This is a genomic window from Fibrobacter succinogenes (genome assembly GCF_902779965.1).
GTDB classification, from domain to species: Bacteria; Fibrobacterota; Fibrobacteria; order Fibrobacterales; family Fibrobacteraceae; genus Fibrobacter; species Fibrobacter succinogenes_F.
In genome coordinates, this window is sequence record NZ_CACZDK010000008.1 from 17,812 (window position 1) to 35,421 (window position 17,610).

Here is a 17,610-nt window from a genome sequence, read left to right on the forward strand (position 1 = left end):
TCAATATAATTTTGACCATAAAATGCTACTTTTCAATATGTTTTAGCGCGTCTAAATGCTACTTTGCAATATTTTTGTGCATCGAATCTCGTTCACTGCTTCAAATATTCTTGGACTGCATCAACGAATCGTTGCCCGAACAATTCGATTTTCTTTTCGCCGAATCCGTAAATGTAGTGCAGATCGTCGATGGATAGGGGAGGCGTTGAAACAATTTCTCTTAAGGTCTTGTCTGAAAGTACGACGTATGCGGGCCAGTTGTTTTCTTCTGCAATTTGCCTGCGCACTTTGCGTAGAACTTCAAATAAATCGTCGTTGGCATTGGGTTCTTCTACAAAACTTCTGCTACTGAATTTTTGTTTGTTTTTGGCTCTTGTGGAATGAGTGGCTTCAGATTCTTTTTCAACGGGAATGGCTAATTCGGCACGTTCTTTCCCGAATAGTACGGCGTTTCCGCTTGGCGTGATTTTTAAGTGGTTCCCTTCGTTGTAGGCTATTTCGATATACCCCAAATGCAGCATTTGCAAAAGGTAGTCGTGCCAGTGCTTTAGCGTGGTGCCTGCGCCGGCTCCGAATGTTTTGATTTTGTCATATCCGTTTTGCACAATCTCTTCGCTGCTAAAGCCTTTGAGGATTTGTGCGGTCATCGAAAAGCCTATTTTTTCATTTGTTCGCTTTATGGCCGAGAGCGCTTTTTGCACGAGGATAGTTCCGTTGAAGCGTTGGGGCGGTTTTCGGCAAATGTCGCAGTTCCCACAATTGCCGTTGCTGCTTTCGCCAAAGTAATTGAGCAAGATTCTACGGCGGCAAATCAGCGATTCGGCGTATTCCTGCATGCGATCGAGTTTTTCAGAATTGATTTCTTTTTGCCCGCTTTCGTTTACAAAATTGCGCAGTGTGATGATGTCTTGGAAGTTGTAGAACAGTACGGTTTCTGAGGCGAGCCCATCGCGCCCTGCACGGCCAATTTCCTGATAAAAACTTTCTATGCTCTTGGGGAGATTGTAGTGAATTACATAACGAACGTTGCTTTTGTCGATTCCCATGCCGAATGCGATTGTGGCGCAAACGACATCAATTTTATCGTTAATAAAATCTTCTTGAACCGCGTTGCGTTCTTCGTTGGTCATTCCCGCATGGTATGCTCTAGCCAATATGCCTTTCCCGCATAATTCTTCGGCCACTTTTTCGGTGTTCTTTCGCGATAGGCAATAAACAATGCCTGAATCGCCTTTGTGCTTTGATATTATGGATAAAATAGCCTTTATTTTTTCTTGCCCCGAATAGCCGCGCTTTACATCGAGACTTAAATTCGGCCTGTCGAACGAACTGATAAAGACTTTATGTGAAATTAATCCGAGTTGGTTGATGATATCTTCTTTTGTCAGCTTGTCTGCTGTGGCTGTCAAAGCCATGATGGTGGCTTTGGGAAACTTTTGGTGCAAGCATCCAAGTTGCGTGTATTCTGGGCGAAAGTCGTGGCCCCATTGCGATATGCAGTGCGCTTCGTCGATGGCGAACAAGGGAATGTTTATCCGTTGCAACCATGGAATTTCTCTTTGCAGACGTTCCGGTGAAATGTAGAGAATCTTCAATTCTCCAGATTGGGAACGTGTTCGGATATCGAAGTTTTCGTCTTCGGAATTGGTACTGTTAAGGGCTGCGGCCGCAATTCCGCTGGCGTTGAGCGCATCGACTTGGTCTTTCATTAACGAGATGAGTGGAGATATGACAACCGTTGTCCCTTCAAAAACCAATGCGGGGATTTGGTAGCAAAGCGACTTGCCGCCACCTGTGGGCATTAGTACGAGCGCGTCTTTCCGTGAAAGAATGTGGTTGATAATTTCTTCTTGTTGCGGTCGGAAAGAATTGTAGCCGAAAACGGATTTTAATATTTGGAGCGGAGTCTGCATTGGGTACTTTTGTATTTCATTTTTACAGAATTTAGATACATTTGTGCAGTGTGTCAAGCGGCTTGGTTGCTTGTTTATATGGGCCTTGGGGGAGCTTGGTTTATGGATGTGTTCATTTTGTATAAAAATGTGTTGTTCACAACGGTTATTTTAGTAGCGATGATTTTTTTAGAATTTGCCTAATGTATGAATGTATTTTAGCAACGAGTTTGTTTTGGGGTGCTGTCGTGTAGAAGGAGGATTGATGAGGAAATTTGCATTTCTGCTTTTGGTTGCTGCGTTGATTGCTTGCTCCGAGTCAGAAAACATTGCGGATGTGGACGGCGGCGATGATGTTGCTCAGGAGGGGAGCTCTTTGAGTGAGGTCGTCAATTCGTCAGCTACCGAAAATTCGCAGGCCTCAAGTTCTTCTGCGCTTTTGTCTACAACATCATCTGGTGCCATAAATGCTTCGTTATCGAGCGCAAGCTTGTCCAGTGATTCTAAAGAAGGTCTTTCTTCAAGTTCGTATTATTTGGATTTTTTAGATACTGGAATTCCAGGGAGAGGTGTTGGCGGAGGTTGTGTTGCCTCTTTTTCTGCATCGAATGGTGCTGCTGTTTTTCCTGATTATGCGTGGGGGACGGATGGCTTTCGTCCTGAAGAACTTCCTCGTTCGATTAACGGCTATCAGTTGCTTATTGAAGGACGAACTGCAAAGCTTATTGCAGATGGAACTCCTGCGGAAGATGCCGAAAAGACGGCTAAAAAAGAACTCATTGCGGCGCTAGGATTGGATACGTTGTTCGTTGAAAATCCGTTGAAAGACCGGTCGACTGTTTTTTCGAGGGCTGATGTTGAAAATACATTGAATTATTTCTTTAACCGTGATACTGTCGCGACTTATAAGATAGTCAAGTCTTTTTCTGAAAAAGGAACTTTAGACCGTTCCGAATATTGCGGCATATGGAATGTTTCTCCTAGCAATAGCTGGGGCGGCGAAGAAAGTGCATTTATCCCTTATAGAAACATTTCGTTGTGGGCGAGAACGATCGGTCAACCTGGATGTGCTGCTACCGGCTATGAGTCTGTTCCGCCCACTTATATTTTAAACAACATTTATCGGAAATGTATTGGACTCCCTTATTGCGACGGTAAACAATTTGGTATTATCGAACAAGCCGGTCTTAAAAATATCATAGCTGACACGCTTTACTATTGCGGTACAAGTGGCTGGACGCTTTTGATGAATTACGAAGAAGATACCAAGGATATCCCTTGCGATGAAATTGGCAAAATGTTCAAGAGTACTTCCTTGAATGAACGCTATTATGTTTGCAAGGAAAATGGCTGGAATGTCACTACAAAAATGGATTACGAGACCAAGGACATTCTTTGTGGCGATTCTGCTAAAATTGTTCAAAGTCCGACAGATTCTACCAGATTTTACTTGTGCAAAGATTCAAAATGGAAAATTGCAACTCAATTGGAAAAGGAAACGACTGGAGTTCCTTGCGACCGCGTTGGGAAAATGTTAGAAAGTGAAATCAAAAGTAACGGAGGTGTCATTTATATTTGCCGGGATTCGGGCTGGGACGTTGCGACTTATCGAGAAAAGGACATTGGCGATAGAGCTTGTGATGCGGAAGGTAAAACGGTCCAGGGCCTTCGCGATACTTCGATGTCCTATGTGTGCTACAATAATGCATGGACGGATTTCTACAAGGCGCCTTGCAGTACGGACAACCAAAGACGTAAAGATAGCAATAGAGGGGGTAACGAACAATATATCTGCTACAATGGTAAATGGCATTCCTCAATAGAGTGGAACTGTGATTTTCCGAAGGAATATTACTTTAATCCAAATATTGAGTATGGAACATTGACGGATAGTCGTGATGGCGAAACTTACAGGACTGTTGAATTTAGAGGCAAAATTTGGATGGCCGAAAACTTGAGGTATGCGATTGGAGATTCTTCGCAGAGTTATTCTGCTCAAGAAGGTTGCCAAATTGCAGGCCGTTTTTATTCGATTGAGGCCGCTGCAACGGCTTGCCCTGCTGGCTGGCGATTGCCCGATACGACTGAACTGAATTTATTTTACTCAGACGATTACAATCATCTTTCTATGTATGAGAAAAACTCGTACTTGGCGAAGTTTAAGTCTCAGATAGGTTCACGCTGTAGTGCTTTCTCTTGTAATGAATCGGGCCTTTCGTTTTTGATGCTCGGCCTCTATCCAAAGGCCGAAAATAAAAACTATGAAAATGTTTTATATTGGATTTATGGCGACGATAGTACAAAAGACATCATTTTCCTTTATTTGGGCGATACGTATATGTATTTTAATCAAGCCTATATGGACTTCTATTTACCTATACGTTGCGTGAAAGAATAATTTCGCCTTGTGTTTAAATATTTGATAATAAGGCGATATGGCATGTTTTAAATATAAGAAAAAGAACTTTAAGTGCAGAATTGATAAATGAATTTCATTTTAGGGCTGTTTTTCGTCTGATTGCGTTTGAAATAGCAAATTTTTATTATATATTATGGAAGAAATTTAAGGAGATTATTATGAATAGTTTTGTTAAGGCTTCTCTGATTGCTGCGATGATGACAGCTCCGCTTATGGCCGACGAATCCTTTGGTGGCGTTGGCATCACCATTTATCAGGTGAACGAGGGCGTCCATGTGGCCGAAGTCATTCCGGGCACTCCGGCTGCAGAAACCAATCTCCGTGCAGGTGATGTTATTACCGCTGTTGATGGTGTAAGCCTCAAGGGTCAGAATATTGAATTTTCGAAGGCAAAACTTCGTGGCCAGGTCAATAAGCCGCTGGAAATCACTTATACGAGCAATGGCGAAACCTATTCCACGGTCATCCGTCGTGCTCAGATTACCGTGAAGGACTTGGACAACAAGGCTGTGAAGAACTGGTACGGCGACAAGGATCGCGTGAACGTTCAGGAACTTGAGACGTTTGCAAGCGCTACCGAAAACGACAAGCAACTCGTTGCAGTGCTCAGCCGCGGTAACCTTGTCAAGAATGATGTTTCAGTCGCTTCTGCTGATGTCAATGGCGTTTATGTGGAAAAGGCTCAGACTTCTCCGAAATTCACCAAGGCAACTCCGATCCGCAAGGGTGATGCGACTCTTTGCCTCTTCAACCGCAAGGCTCTTTCGTTTGCAGTTAAGTCCACAGGCCGCGTTGCTGTGACTATCATGAATGCTGATGGCGAACAGGTTGCAAAGCTTGGTCTCGACAATGCTGTTGCTGGCGTGAACACGATCAATTGGAATGGCTCTCAGCTCCCGAGCGGTCGCTACGTTATTTCCATTGACCACAATGGCGCTGTAAGCGGTGCCAACGCCGTGCTGAAGTAATTTTCCGCTTTAATCAAAAATTTGAGGAACGCTTCATATCTGGAGCGTTCTTTTTTTCTATCTTGTGGAACCGTGATTTTGTCCAAAACCCATCGATCCCTGTGGGCCGTTTTTGCTTTTCTAATTGCTGCGGTCTTTGCTCCTTGCTCTTATGGCGAGGACATGACCCGCTTTGAACTCGAAGAGCGCGAACAGCCTGTAGAAGACACGACCGAGGTCGATTGGATGAACGATACGACCGGTGTGGATACGATTGAATATCATGCGGTTGATTTGGTGTATGATGTTGAAACTTCGACGTTCAATTTGAACAAGTCGGCGCAACTCAAGTACCGCACAGCAACGCTTGAATCCGACACGATTTGGATGGACCAAAAGAATCAGATTTTGGCAGCGTCGGGTAACCCGGTGCTTCGCGAAACCAAGAATCCTTCGCTTTCGGGCATGCGTCTCAAGTACAACCTCAAGTCTAAAATAGGTGAGGTCTATTACGCAACGACGTTCCAGGACAACCAGCAGTTGAACGGTATGGAAGTTCGTCGTTTGCCGGATACGCGAATTCAGATTGCTCGCGGTGACTTTAGCACGTGTAACGATACGACGCACCAGCACTTCTACTTTTATGGTCGCCGCATGGTGGTGAAACCCAAGGAGACGATTACCGCAAGACCGGTGGTTTTGAATATTGCCGATGTGCCTGTGGCGGTTCTCCCGATGATTGTGGCACCGCTCAAGAGCGGTCGCAAGTCCGGTATTTTAACGCCTAAGTTTGGTGGTGACCAGAAGCAGGGCTACTACTTGCGCAATATCGGTTTCTATTATGCTGCCAACGATTATTGGGACGCTACGATTTCTGCGGATGTGATCGAAGGTGACGAAGCGCGTTTTGAACGCTCTACGCTTTCTGGTGAAATCCGCTATAAAAAGCGTTATTTGCTGGATGGCTACCTGAAGTACACGAGCTACCTCGAAGAATTCGATTTCAGCAACAGCGGTTACGACATTGCATTTTCGCACAACCAGAACTTGACTCCCGACGCGAAGCACACGTTGAGCGGCCAGGGCTCCTTTGTGAGCGACAGGGGCATCCGTAAGAACAACTCGTTAGAGTCGAGTACGATTTTGAACCAGCAAGCAAACGCCTCCCTTGCTTATTCCGGTAAGTTCGGCAACAACAAGAGCTTGACGGTTAAGGTTTCGCAGAGCCATAACCTTACGACGGGAATGCTCGAACGTAATTTGCCCGATATCCAGTACCGCATGAGCGGTAACCTTTTCAATTTCGAATTGGAAGAAGGCGAAATTGCTGCAGAAGATGGCTCGTTCCAGTCGTTCCTTGAAAAGTTCAATTACAGCTTTACGAATCGATTCAACTACAACATGCGCCGCGATAAAGACTTGACGCTGGATAAGGATACGACTGCGCATTACTTGGGTTACACGGGTACTTATACACTCGATTATTCCGGCCGGCTTTTTGACGTTATCAACATCACGCCGCGCGCCACTTTCACTGGATATTGGACCGGAACTTCTTGGCGTAATCCGAACGATTCTTTGTACAAAAGAAAACGCTACATGAGCTTTAATCCTGAAGAAGGAACATATGGTAACGTAGCCTACAACCACAGCTATAGCTTGACTGCCGATACTAAACTCTATGGTATTTGGGTTCCTGAAATTGGTCGCTTCACCGGTATCCGCCATGTGCTTTCTCCGAGTGTTTCTTACACGTACGCGCCTGAAATTGATACGGTCAAGACGTTCGCGCCGCATCCGCTTTTGGGGCAATCTCCGTACCAGCAAAAACAGCAGACGATTGGCTTTAGTTTGAATAACGACTTTGACATCAAGTACCTCAAGGTGGCTGCAAAAGCCGATACCACTCGTGGCGATTCGACAAAGAAGGCTAAGGCGGTCGAGGATCAGTACGGTACACGCCGCTTGCTTACGACAAGGCATAGTTTCTCTTATAACTTTGCGGCAGACTCACTCAATTTCTCGGACATTTCGTCTTCGTTCGGATTGCAGATTTTGCCGGACTACATGTTTACCATCAATACTCGTCATAGCTTCTATCACAAGTTCGATTCAAATCCGAATAAAGTCAAGTTCCCAGAACTCACGTATTGGGGCTATGAACTTTCAAAGAATTTCCATTGGAGCGGTACGTTTAATGGCGGGCTTCCTTCGCAACTTGAAAAGTACGAAATGTTGAATTGGTCGCTGAGTTTGGATTACCGCTATTCGTTCAGCAGTACCCGCGTGGCAAAGAATTTGTTTAAAGACAATATCTCGCATTCGACGGGTATTTCGGCGTCGTTCCAGCCGACCGTCAACTGGGATGTTTCTTACAGCACTCGTTACGATTATAATGAAGGTAAGTTTGTCTCGCATGAATTTACGTTCAAGCGCGTGTTGCACTGCTGGCAGCTCGATTTTACATGGACGCCGACTGGCCCTGCAGCAGGCTGGAGCTTCTCGGTCTATGTGCGCGACTTGCCGGATATCAAGCTGAATGCTGGCAGCACCGACACGAAGAGTTATGATTAAATTAGACGAAAGAACGCCGCTGCGCGGCTATAGACGACAAATGCGTCCGGCGAATATCGCGACCAAGCTTGCTTGGGCATGATTGAGCCTAGCATTTGGGACTTGTCCAAAGACGAGAGAAGTAGACAGTAAGCAGTAGGCAGCCCTTCGACAGGTTCAGGGACCTGACTAGGTTGGTGAGCTTGCCGAACCATGCCGCAATTATATAACTTCCTACTTCCTACCGACTACTTCCTACTAATCACATCCCTAACCACTAACTACTGTTTACTAATCACCATAGACCAACAACCAATGAATAACGAAATCATTCTTGCCAGCGGTTCCCCGCGACGTTCTGAAATTTTAAAACAGTTAGGAGTCAATTTTCGCGTGGTTGTCTCCGGCGAAGACGAAAAGCCAACAAGTACAAACCCGATGGATTTCCCGCGCGAAAACGCATGCATCAAGGCTTTGTCTGTATCTCGCACGGAACGCGATGCTTACGTGCTCGGCTTTGATACGCTTGTTTTTTTGGACAACATGCCGCTTGGAAAGCCGAAATCCGAAGAAAACGCCCTCGAAATGCTGAAAAAATTGAATAATCGTTCGCATTTTGTGATTACCGGTGTCGCCATTGCCCGCAACGGCGAAATCCTTTGTGCATCCGAAGAGAAAACAGAGGTCATTTTTAGAAACTGTTCCTTACAAGAACTTAAAGATTATGTAAATTCTAAAGACCCGATGGATAAAGCAGGTGCCTACGGCATTCAAACGAATGGGGCGCGCCTGATAAAGTCTATCAATGGATGTTACTACAACGTGGTTGGGTTACCGGTTGCACGTACACTGGAAATGTTGGATAGCTTACAAGTTAAGGTATAGCAAATGATTCAATTGGATGAGAAGAATCCCAACGAACGCCTTGGCGAATTCTTGGCCCGCGTTCGCGAATCTCAAGGACTTTCTATAGAAGATCTTTCTGATCGTACGAAAATTTCGGTGAAAATGCTTCATTTTATTGAAGCGAGTGACTGGAAGTCTTTGCCGGTAGAAGCTTATGTCCGTAGTTACCTGAATTCTGTAAGTACTAAGCTCGGCTTGGATCCCAAGGGCGTTCTTAAACTGTATGCTGAAGAAGTCGGTTCGAATTTTGTCACGCCTGACATGGAACCGATGAAGAATATTGCTCCGATGACGGATGAAGAAAAGCAACCGCGCAGTAAGGCTGTGCCTATAGCGATTGTGGTTATCGTGGCGCTTTTCATTGTTGGGCTCCATTTTGTAACGAAGGGCGATGCTGCTGATAGTAATGCCAATCCGCCAGCGGTGGTTGCTGCTGAGGATTCTTCCGAAATCAGCCAGGACATGCCTGAAGGTGCCGAAGCGGTTCCCGCGGATTCCATCAAGGACGAAAAGAATGAGACTGTGACGCAGGCTGATGTCGATAAGGCTGTGAAAAAAGCTGAAAATCTCCCGGCTTCTGCAACGATTTTCATTTCGGCATCTTCCAAGAAAGATACCGTAACAGGTCCGGTTTCTGACAATGGCCGCACGAAGATTGAACTTGTGGGCTCTGGTGAAATGCGTTCTTGGGTGGGCATCAAGCGTGACGAAGACGATGACGAATTCGTAAAAGAAGCAAACATTGCTACCGTCGATAACAAGCTTGTTTATACCGCAAGTGGCACGTTGTATATCGTTATTGGCGAACCGCGCGCTATTGGCAAAATGTACTTGAACGGCGTTGAAACCCCGCTTCCTGTGCCGAAGTTTGGCCGTGTGGCCCGCTTTAGCGTGTTTGACGGTCGTGTGCTCAAATAAGAGGTGTTTATGCGTTCTTCTAAGATTTCTCGCAAGACGAGTGAAACTGATATCCAACTTTACTTGAACTTGGACGATGCCTCTAGAGGCCAAATCAGTTCGGGTTCGGGTTTCTTGGATCATATGCTAAACTTGTTCCAAGTACATGGCGGTTTCCACCTTGATTTGACTTGCAAGGGCGATACTGAAGTCGATATGCACCACAGTATGGAAGACATTGCGATTGTGCTTGGTCAGGCGCTCGTTGAAGCTCTTGGCGACAAGAAAGGTATCGAACGCTACGGTTTTTACTTTGTTCCAATGGACGAGGCGTTAAGCCGCGTTTGCATTGACTTTAGCAACCGCATCGGTTTTGTCTGGAACGTAAAGCTCCCGGCGGCAACTGCAGGCGGAATCGAAGCCAGCATGTTCGAACATTTCTTCAAGAGCCTTTGCGAAAATGCCCGCATGAACCTGCATGTGGAACTCTTCTACGGCAATGACAACCACCACTGCCTGGAATCCATTTTCAAGGCTTTTGCTCGTGCCGTTGCAATGGCAGTCGCTCCTTCGCGAAACGTAAAAGGCATTCCCAGCAGCAAAGGCGTGCTGTAAGAAAAAGTCACTAAATTTTTAATAAAGGGCAGGACTGAGGTTCTGCTCTTTTTTTTGTGTGATAGCCGTCACATTAAAATGCATGCTTTTTCTGGTGACATAAATTTGCATGTTTTTTTTATTTTGGTGGCTTTTTTTGTCACAAAAATAAGAAATTTAAAATAATTAATTGCGCATATTCACTCTAGGATTTTTTGTAAAAAAATTTTATGTTTTGCTCGGTGTGTATGGACTAGGAGTGCTGTGGGCATGAATGTTTTGTCAACAACTTTAAAGATGGTTTGTTGTCCTTTGCCGGTACACGATCTTGCCAAAGCAAAGAAAGACGAATGTATTCAAAATGCAATAATAAACGCGCAATTGTATATGATTGCTAAGAAACCTTTGGTTTATTTTAGCAATGTAAATGTTGACAACAAAAAAATTGATCTTGATCTCGTAAATGCGTATGATCGAGTCAGTATTTCAATCCCGTTAGATCAGCCGATTTTTAAACCGGATGGTGAGAAGACTTTTGTTTTCGATGTGCGTTCTGCAGACAATAGTTCTTTCGTAGAAAACTATCCTGTGGAAAATGCTTGCGAAATTTATGTTTATGCAATTGAAAATGCTTTATATGAAAAGCTGACTGAAAAAAAGTTTAACGAAAAGAAATTAAGAAAGCACCTTAATGCCGATAGCTTTGTTGTTAGGCTGACTCCTGAAAAACTTTTGTTTTTGTATTTGGATAACAGACTTCGAATCCCGAATTTCGATAAAGCACAGAAGAATTTTTGGGATTTTGAAGTAATGTTTATAGATAAAATACCGGCTCCTTGTATGGCTGATGGTTGCTGTAATTACGAGTCGTTTATGAAAGTAGTTCAATCGGAAATCGATGAGTACGAAAGTGATCTAGAAGATACTGTTTTGCTGTTCTTTAATGCTCAAGAATGTGATAGGAGCCTTTTGATTGCTAATGATACTTCGTTCAACGATTTTCAAAAACGTTTAAACCCGAAAAAAATGCCATCGGTTGATTTGCTTTCTCTAAAGACCGAAGTGTTCTTTATAGATAAATTTAAACCGAAATGCGACGAGATGCAATTCCACGAATATTTTGAACGCAAGGGTTGCTCTGGAATTTCTGAATATGATGTTATTGATTACGCCATAAATGATAGTATCAATCTTGTATTGAGGGATATGAAGTGGTTTGGCGGGCTCAATGGCAATTGCTTGGTTTATTGCAAGAATTCTCAGTTGAGTGTTATGAATCCTGCGGATTTTAACGACTTGCTCGAAAGAAAATTTTTAGAATCGGTCCTTTCTTATTAACAAATCCTCAATTTAGAGTATATATTTTCTTTTGATGCGGATTTAAACCCGTTCAGAAGGAGATATATGGCTTTAATGATTATTCAGCTTTTAATAGTGCTGTTGGCGCTTTACGTGGGCTCGCGTTACGGGAGCCTTGCACTTGGGGCTATTTCTGGAATTGGTCTTGCGATTCTCGTGCTTGGCTTTGGAATGCAACCGGGCAAGCCTCCAACAGATGTCATTTACATCATCATAGCGGCGGTGACTTGTGCGGGCATTATGCAGGCGTCGGGCGGCATGGATTGGCTTATCCAGATTGCGGAACGCTTGCTGCGTCGGCATCCGGATTACATTACGTTTCTTGCGCCGCTTTGCACGTTCTTTTTGACAGTGCTTGTGGGAACGGGCCATGTGGTTTATACGTTGATGCCGATTATTTGCGATATCTCGCTTAAAAAGGGAATTCGCCCAGAGCGGCCTTGTGCCGTAGCTTCGGTGGCGTCGCAGGTGGGCATTACGTGTTCACCGATTGCGGCTGCGGTTGCTTCGTTTGTCATTATTTCTAACGCGAATGGATTCGAAATAAACAACTTGCAGGTCATTGCGATTACGATTCCCGCATGTGTTTGCGGAATTATGGCTGCTGCGGCAATCTCGTACAGGCGAGGGCTGGACCTCGATAAGGATCCGGCTTATCAGGCGCGCTTAAAAGATCCGCAGATGAAGGAGTATATGTTTGGTTCTACAGCTTCCGTGCTTGATAAGGAGGTGACGAAAGAAGCAAAACGTGCGGTTTATATCTTTCTTGCAGCGCTTGCGGTGATTGTGATTTTCTCTATTTGCCAAATTTCAGGTCACGACATTCGCCCCAAATTCCCGACAGGAAAGATTATCGATGGCGTTGCGCAAGTGAAACCGCTTGCAATGAGCCTTCTTATTCAGATTGTCATGATTTCTGCAGCGGCGTTCATGATTCTTTGTTGCAAGGCGAATCCCAAGAAGGCCGTGTCGGGAGCGGTGTGGCAGAGCGGCATGGTTGGGTAGTTGCCATTTACGGGATTGCGTGGCTTGCCGATACGTACTTTGCAAATTACATGGATGTGATGCAGGGCGGGCTCAAGAATGTTGTACAACATTATTCGTGGTCAATTGCGTTTGCGTTCTTTGCAGTGAGCGTGCTTATCAATTCGCAGGGGGCGGTGGTGGTTGCGATGCTTCCGCTAGCCTATAGCCTTGAAATTCCTGGGCCGGTACTTTTGGGCGTGCTCCCGAGTGTTTATGGATACTTCTTTATTCCGAACTATCCGTCCGACATTGCGACTGTGAACTTTGATCGTTCGGGCACGACCGTTATCGGAAAGTATTTGCTGAATCACAGTTTTATGCTGCCGGGCTTAGTGAGCGTCATCGTTTCGACGATTGTCGGCTCGCTTCTCGTGAAAGTGTTTTATTAAAGGAGATTGTCGTTCTGGAGGCCCGTAGGGCCGATTGAATCCCTAATGTTAGCCCTTGTCAATTGAATAAGCTTCTGCTCAGGAATCCCGATATAACGACGGAAGTATTGTCGGCTCGCATTACTTGTTAGGCAAAATCCAGCTTGGCGTTGGATATTGGTTTTAATCAATAGCATTGCCACTCTGGATGCGTTCAAGATGACAAACGAGGAGCCTCATACCTCAAAGCAACCGTAGGTTGCGACCTCACAGCTCAAAGGGGCGTAAGCCCCGACTTCATTACACCGGCGTTTTGCTTTTTTCACCGGCAATTTCACGAACGAGTTTCGGTACGAGGTAGCCGGGGAGTTTTGTGCGTATTTGCGCGATGAGTTCGTGGGCGCGTTCATCACTGATTTCAAAATGGGCGACACCTTTTGCGTGGTCGAGTTGGTGCAAGTAGTAGGGAAGAACGCCTTGCTCAAAAAGTTTGCGACACAAGCGTTCTAGTGTTTCGGCGTCATCGTTTACACCTTTCAGCATGACGCTTTGATTCAAAAGCGTCCAACCGCTAAACTTGAGCTGCGCAAAGACGGCTGCGGATTCTTCGTCGAGTTCATCGGGATGGTTCACGTGTACCACGAGCACGCAATTGAATCGTGCGGGGAGTTCGCGCAAAAGTTCAAAATGTTGCATCACAAGATCGGGGCGCATCACGGGGAGTCTCGTGTGGATGCGGAGCGTCGTGACAGATGGGTGGAATGCAATTGCTTCCACGAGATCGCGGAACGGTCCCGGCCCAAGTGTGAGCGGGTCTCCTCCCGAAAGAATGACTTCCCAAATGTTTGTGTGGACATCGAGCCAGTTGGAAACTTCACTCGCAATATTTTGCGTGTCCTGGAAGGGGTAGTTGCGCCTAAAGCAGAAGCGGCAACGCACACCGCAAGCTGATGTCGAAACGATAAGGGCGCGGTTCTCGTATTTTTGCAAGATGCATTCGGACTTGCCGGCCAGGAGGTCGCCTACAGGGTCATCCACAAAGCCGGGCGCTTCTATAAGTTCATCCTTGCTGGGGAGAACCTCGCGTAGCAGTTTGACGGGATCGCTTGATTTCTTGATAAGGTCTGCGTAATGCTTGGAACAGTTAAAGGCAAACGAAGGGGTGAGGTCTAGGTTTGCTTGCATTTCGCTTGTCAAACCTGCAAAATCTTTGCCCAAATAGTCTAAAAATTCAGAAATATGCGTGAAAGTTTTAACAGAATTGTCCATTATATTGCTAAATTTAGAATCAAAAACCAAAAGAGGATAATATGGGTACTGTAAGCACCAACGAATTCCGTAAAAAATTGAAAATCATGGTTGATGGTCAGCCGTATGAAATCATCGAAAACCAGTTTGTGAAGCCGGGTAAGGGTCAGGCTTTCAACCGCGTTCGTATCAAGAACTTGGTGACTGGCCGTACTCTCGAACGTACTTGGAAGAGCGGTGATACGGTGGAAGAAGCTGATGTGACCTACACCGAAATGACTTACCTCTACAACGACGGTTCTACTTGGTACTTCCTCAACAGCGAAACTCAGGAAACTGAAGAAATCTCCAAGGAAGCTCTCAATGGCTGCGAAGTTTGGCTCCTCGATGGCGCTACTGTCGAAGTCACTTGGTGGAAGGATCCGAAGACGATGGCTACACTTCCGATCGAAGTTATCCCGCCGACCTTCGTTGACTTGATGATCGTTGACGCTCCTCCGGCAGTTCAGGGCAACACCAGCGGTAACGTGATGCGTGAAGCTACTCTCGAAACTGGCGCTAAGGTGATGATTCCGCTCTTCATCGAAAACAACACCAAGATCCGCGTCGATACTCGCGACGGTTCTTACCTCGAACGCGCAAAGTAATAAGACCGCTCGGCTCTATTGTGGGCGAAGAACCTACGACTTCGCCTCGCTCTCGCAAAAGCATGCAAAGCGAATACCGCAAAATTGAGCTTGCTCAATTTTATGGTTGAGCTGAAGCTGCGGACGCTGCAAGCGTCAACCACGCTCGGTTAATACCGGGCGTTTTTTATTAATCGCGGATTATGTGTGCGAAGTTGTTAGCGAGCGATCTTAATGGCTAAGTGGAAATTGTGGCTCGTTGTGACGATATTGTCGTCATCGTCAGAATCATATTTGCCGAAAGAGTAGCTGAATGCTGGACCGATTCTCCAGCGATTATCGATCCAGAAGTCGTAACCAATTTCAAAGCGGACAAAGGTGTTGTCGAAGATTTCTAGATCTTCCTTGGATGAGGAGTAAACGATGCCAAAGCTGTCGTCATCGTCTTCTTGTGCCCTTTCGGCGGCGCCACCAATGCAAAGCCCTAAATACAGACCGTAAAGGGCGCTTTCCTTGTCCTGAAATGGATAAAATTCGGCACCGAGCCCTAATAGGCCCCTTACACTTATGGCGTCAATTTTATCTTTATCCCGCTTTGGGTAGGGACCGCTGTATTCGCCAGAACCAACTCCGATTCCAAGGGCTCCATAAACGGAGACGATGTTAGCAAAGTAACGCCCCAGTCGTACTTCGGCATACGGGAAAGACAAACCGCTAAATTTTTGAACCGACTTACCGTTTCGATCGTTTGCAGAATAGTTTAGCGACGTGTGGCCGATCGCGAGTTCCGCTGAAAAATAGTGTCCAAGATAGACGTGATTGCTGAGGTTCGTTTTGTGTTCTGAATATTGGGCCGCTGTTATCTGTCGATTTTTTTCTTCGGTTGACGCTATGCTGCTGTCGGCAGTCTCAGATTTTTTTTGTTCGATTTTTTGAACAAGAGCGGAATCGATATTCCCTTCACCGGCTTGTTTGTTTTCAACATATGCGCCCATATCCCAGGCGCTAGCGGTCGATGCTAAGAGGAATACTAAAAACGAGGTCACAAAAAGTCTTTTTGTCATAGGATTTGTTAAAAATTTTTCGTGATTATAGACTTTGTAAAAAATACATTTTTTAATCCTTCCTACAGATGTGAAGGATTAAGATTTCTTCTGTTGTATAATATTTGTGCTGTTGTTATTAGTGGGAGAAGAACCTACGTCTTCGTCTCGCTCTCGCAAAAGTATGCAAAGCGAATACCGCAAAATTGGGCTTGTTCAATTTTATGGCTGAGTTGAAGCTGCGGACTCGGCAAGCGTCAACCACGCTCGGTTCATTCCGGGCGTGTTTTGCTTACGGCGCCGACGGCGCTTCTGAAGACTCTCGCGACTTCGTCGGGATTGTCGCTTTTGAGCCAGCTCAGTGTTTCCGTGCCGCGGTAGCTCCAGGCGAAAATATTCTTGATGCCTGCGGCGCGGCTTTCTTCGACAGCGATGGCGAGGTCGTTTTCGCGGCCGGCTTCAATCTGGTAAGCTTTTATCCACATCTGTACGGATTTGCCGTAGCGGTTCGCGACCTCGACGAGCTTATTTGCGGTTTCGCGATATTTTTCGCGAACCCACTCTTCGCTTGCCCCGCGTTCCCAGTACGGGTCGCTTGCGATTTCATCGACCGCGACGAGACTGGCGACGCGTCCCCAGTCGTCGAGCCCCGCCGGGAACCACGGCGGGAGCATGCAAACGCAGTTGCGTTTGCCGCGGGCGTGAACGTCCTCGGCCATTTCTTTCAGAAAATCAATAAGCGAATCTTCGCGGAACTGTTTTACGTCATCTGTAAGTTCGGCGGGCATTTCGTACCCGAAGCGTGCACGGAACAACTCGTGGCATTTTTCGCAACGGCAGCTCCAGTTGCTAAGCCCGCCTTTTTCAAAATAAAAATGCGGCTCGTCCCAGAAAATCGTAGAAACGTCCGTATCGCAAACCGTTGCAATCCACTTGTGCATATAAGCGCGGAACTCCGGGTGGTTCGGGCAGGCGGCGACTTTCGGTTTCCCGTCGAGGGCGACTTGGCACATGTCGTGATTGCGTGCCGTGAGTTCCGAATAAGCTTCACCGCCAAACACGCGGCCAACGCCCCACGGGTTCACGTAAACAGAAAGCCCCATGGCGGCAGACTCGTTCACGATCTGCTTCATGGTGTCGTAGTAATATTGCAGGTCTTCTTCGCTCCACGTATGGAGTACTGCGTTGAATCCCGCTTCTTTTATATGTACAAGGTCCATGCGTGCGAGCTTCGGAGAGCGCACACCAAAATAGCTGACGCCTTTAATCACGGTTGAAAACCTCTGTTAAAATCCTCTGTAGCTCTTGTGCTGGGTCCACTTGGCCCATTGCGGACAACCGTTCTTGTGCAGAACGTTTTCGAGCGTGGCGCACCATTCTTCTTCGCTTACAGGGCGCCTGATCCAGAACGTGCTTTCGTCCCTGGAATCTTCGGGGAGCGGCATGTCGTCCGGGATGATTTCGATAATCCAAGATTCCGGAATGCCGTTGTGGAGTTCCTTGCTGAATGCAAGGTTCTTCTCGGTCGCGTGGTTGGCATGATCAAAGATAATCAGTGCCGGCGATTGACCAATGATGAGTGCAGATTCCAAAAGGCTCTGGGCGCTTTCGATGGAATTGCATGTGTAGAGGGTGGAATCGTCTGCCATGTTCCCATGCTCTAAAAGCCAGCGGAAAGTCCACTGGTTTAACTTGTCTAAACTGCCGGGCGACGATGGCGTTATAAAAAATA

General features: G+C 46.1%; 14 protein-coding genes and 1 pseudogene. 10 read left to right on the top strand and 5 right to left on the bottom strand.

Going from position 1 to position 17,610, the window contains the following annotated elements:
- Positions 1–92: 92 nt before the first annotated feature.
- Positions 93–1,913 carry a DNA helicase RecQ gene (gene recQ, locus HUF13_RS05555; RefSeq protein WP_173474201.1) on the bottom strand — a complete coding sequence of 607 codons (1,821 nt, stop codon included), beginning with the start codon at positions 1,911–1,913 and terminating at the stop codon, positions 93–95.
- Between the two features lie 244 nt (positions 1,914–2,157).
- Here recQ and HUF13_RS05560 point away from each other — a divergent pair, with 244 nt between their 5' ends.
- From HUF13_RS05560 to HUF13_RS05595, 8 genes and pseudogenes are all read left to right on the top strand, one after another.
- Positions 2,158–4,290 (top strand): FISUMP domain-containing protein, encoded by a 2,133-nt coding sequence (locus HUF13_RS05560; protein ID WP_173474202.1) that lies wholly within the window; start codon positions 2,158–2,160, stop codon positions 4,288–4,290.
- Between the two features lie 179 nt (positions 4,291–4,469).
- Positions 4,470–5,279, top strand: coding sequence for a PDZ domain-containing protein (locus HUF13_RS05565; RefSeq protein ID WP_173474203.1), 810 nt, complete (start codon positions 4,470–4,472; stop codon positions 5,277–5,279).
- A 162-nt stretch (positions 5,280–5,441) separates the two neighbouring features.
- Positions 5,442–7,832: a putative LPS assembly protein LptD gene (locus tag HUF13_RS05570; RefSeq protein ID WP_173474204.1), complete on the top strand. Its 2,391-nt coding sequence runs from the start codon at positions 5,442–5,444 to the stop codon at positions 7,830–7,832.
- A gap of 294 nt (positions 7,833–8,126) precedes the next feature.
- Positions 8,127–8,696 (top strand): nucleoside triphosphate pyrophosphatase, encoded by a 570-nt coding sequence (locus HUF13_RS05575; protein ID WP_173474205.1) that lies wholly within the window; start codon positions 8,127–8,129, stop codon positions 8,694–8,696.
- Between the two features lie 3 nt (positions 8,697–8,699).
- Positions 8,700–9,635, top strand: a complete 936-nt coding sequence (locus HUF13_RS05580; protein ID WP_173474206.1) for a helix-turn-helix transcriptional regulator — start codon at positions 8,700–8,702, stop codon at positions 9,633–9,635.
- Between the two features lie 9 nt (positions 9,636–9,644).
- Positions 9,645–10,229 carry an imidazoleglycerol-phosphate dehydratase HisB gene (gene hisB, locus HUF13_RS05585; protein WP_173474207.1) on the top strand — a complete coding sequence of 195 codons (585 nt, stop codon included), beginning with the start codon at positions 9,645–9,647 and terminating at the stop codon, positions 10,227–10,229.
- Between the two features lie 243 nt (positions 10,230–10,472).
- Positions 10,473–11,546 carry a hypothetical protein gene (locus tag HUF13_RS05590; protein ID WP_173474208.1) on the top strand — a complete coding sequence of 358 codons (1,074 nt, stop codon included), beginning with the start codon at positions 10,473–10,475 and terminating at the stop codon, positions 11,544–11,546.
- 66 nt (positions 11,547–11,612) lie between these two features.
- Positions 11,613–12,982, top strand: a pseudogene (locus HUF13_RS05595) (anaerobic C4-dicarboxylate transporter).
- Positions 12,983–13,261: 279 nt separating this feature from the next.
- Here the strand turns inward: HUF13_RS05595 and HUF13_RS05600 are convergent.
- Positions 13,262–14,230, bottom strand: a complete 969-nt coding sequence (locus HUF13_RS05600) for a KamA family radical SAM protein (RefSeq protein ID WP_173474209.1) — start codon at positions 14,228–14,230, stop codon at positions 13,262–13,264.
- A gap of 41 nt (positions 14,231–14,271) precedes the next feature.
- On the opposite strand from HUF13_RS05600, the gene efp reads away from it, so the two are divergent.
- The gene (efp, locus tag HUF13_RS05605; protein WP_072827029.1) at positions 14,272–14,856 is read left to right on the top strand and encodes an elongation factor P; all 585 of its coding nucleotides are present in this window, start codon (positions 14,272–14,274) and stop codon (positions 14,854–14,856) included.
- A 197-nt stretch (positions 14,857–15,053) separates the two neighbouring features.
- On the opposite strand, the gene HUF13_RS05610 is transcribed toward efp, so the two are convergent.
- The 3 genes from HUF13_RS05610 to HUF13_RS05620 form a co-directional block, all read right to left on the bottom strand.
- A complete protein-coding gene (locus HUF13_RS05610) occupies positions 15,054–15,881 on the bottom strand; it encodes a hypothetical protein (RefSeq protein ID WP_173474210.1) in 828 nt (275 codons plus the stop codon).
- A gap of 269 nt (positions 15,882–16,150) precedes the next feature.
- Positions 16,151–17,149 (bottom strand): hypothetical protein, encoded by a 999-nt coding sequence (locus tag HUF13_RS05615; RefSeq protein ID WP_173474211.1) that lies wholly within the window; start codon positions 17,147–17,149, stop codon positions 16,151–16,153.
- 15 nt (positions 17,150–17,164) lie between these two features.
- Positions 17,165–17,527, bottom strand: coding sequence for a hypothetical protein (locus HUF13_RS05620; RefSeq protein WP_074208700.1), 363 nt, complete (start codon positions 17,525–17,527; stop codon positions 17,165–17,167).
- Here HUF13_RS05620 and HUF13_RS17570 point away from each other — a divergent pair.
- Positions 17,500–17,604, top strand: coding sequence for a hypothetical protein (locus tag HUF13_RS17570; RefSeq protein WP_369697077.1), 105 nt, complete (start codon positions 17,500–17,502; stop codon positions 17,602–17,604). The genes HUF13_RS05620 and HUF13_RS17570 overlap by 28 nt on opposite strands.
- Positions 17,605–17,610: the final 6 nt, after the last annotated feature.

Coding starts and splice junctions, on each gene's coding strand:
- recQ (WP_173474201.1), bottom strand. CDS start 1,913: ATGCAGACTCCGCTCCAAATATTAAAATCCGTTTTCGGCTACAATTCT.
- HUF13_RS05620 (WP_074208700.1), bottom strand. CDS start 17,527: ATGGCAGACGATTCCACCCTCTACACATGCAATTCCATCGAAAGCGCC.
- HUF13_RS05560 (WP_173474202.1), top strand. CDS start 2,158: ATGAGGAAATTTGCATTTCTGCTTTTGGTTGCTGCGTTGATTGCTTGC.
- HUF13_RS05580 (WP_173474206.1), top strand. CDS start 8,700: ATGATTCAATTGGATGAGAAGAATCCCAACGAACGCCTTGGCGAATTC.
- HUF13_RS05570 (WP_173474204.1), top strand. CDS start 5,442: ATGACCCGCTTTGAACTCGAAGAGCGCGAACAGCCTGTAGAAGACACG.
- hisB (WP_173474207.1), top strand. CDS start 9,645: ATGCGTTCTTCTAAGATTTCTCGCAAGACGAGTGAAACTGATATCCAA.
- HUF13_RS05565 (WP_173474203.1), top strand. CDS start 4,470: ATGAATAGTTTTGTTAAGGCTTCTCTGATTGCTGCGATGATGACAGCT.
- HUF13_RS17570 (WP_369697077.1), top strand. CDS start 17,500: ATGTGTAGAGGGTGGAATCGTCTGCCATGTTCCCATGCTCTAAAAGCC.
- efp (WP_072827029.1), top strand. CDS start 14,272: ATGGGTACTGTAAGCACCAACGAATTCCGTAAAAAATTGAAAATCATG.
- HUF13_RS05575 (WP_173474205.1), top strand. CDS start 8,127: ATGAATAACGAAATCATTCTTGCCAGCGGTTCCCCGCGACGTTCTGAA.
- HUF13_RS05600 (WP_173474209.1), bottom strand. CDS start 14,230: ATGGACAATTCTGTTAAAACTTTCACGCATATTTCTGAATTTTTAGAC.